A 615-nucleotide genomic window follows, 5' to 3' on the forward strand; every position below is an offset into this window, starting at 1 on the left:
TCGCAGGCCTCAAGCGGGCTCGGCGTCTGCCGTATGTCCGCCACGAGACGCTGAATACGGACGCGGAGCAGACCTTTGCCAAAACCCTCGAGCGCGTGGTGGGGGATCGTTATCGGCTGTCCTACAAGGTTCGGATGGCCGATGTGATCGGCGTCCGTTTCAAGCGCCGCGGCAAGAACGACAAGCAGTGGTGGCGAGCTTTTCGGAAGATCAGCTCCAAGCACCTCGATGTGATCGTGAGTGCCCCCCATGGGGGGCACATCTATCTGGCCATCGAGCTTGATGACTCCTCTCATGCGCGGCGTTCACGCCGGCAACGCGACGAGTTCGTCAACCAGGCCCTCCAGGATGCGGGCGTGACGCTGGTGAGGTTTCGCGCTCGGCAGTTCTATAAGGCCAAGGAGGTGCGCGAGCTGCTGCGTCCGTACTTGGATCTGCCTGACCCGGAAGCAACGGCTGAAGCGGTATGAGTGTTTCCGGTTTCCCACAAGCGTTTGAAGACGCCTACAGCGAAGGGTTCTCGGATTTCGAGAGAGGCATGGCGCTGTCCGATAACCGGTACCCCGATCCCAGTGTCGAGCATGAGGGCTGGGAAGCAGGCTGGGAGGACGCCCA

General features: G+C 61.5%; 1 protein-coding gene. It reads left to right on the forward strand.

The window, feature by feature from the left end; translation table 11 throughout:
* A partial coding sequence (locus tag ACGTN6_RS20860) for a DUF2726 domain-containing protein (RefSeq protein ID WP_394595010.1) occupies nt 1-470 on the forward strand: 470 nt, incomplete at its 5' end.
* Nucleotides 471-615 lie beyond the last annotated feature (145 nt).

It is taken from the genome of Halomonas sp. B23F22_20 (assembly GCF_043496985.1).
Lineage (GTDB): Bacteria > Pseudomonadota > Gammaproteobacteria > Pseudomonadales > Halomonadaceae > Halomonas.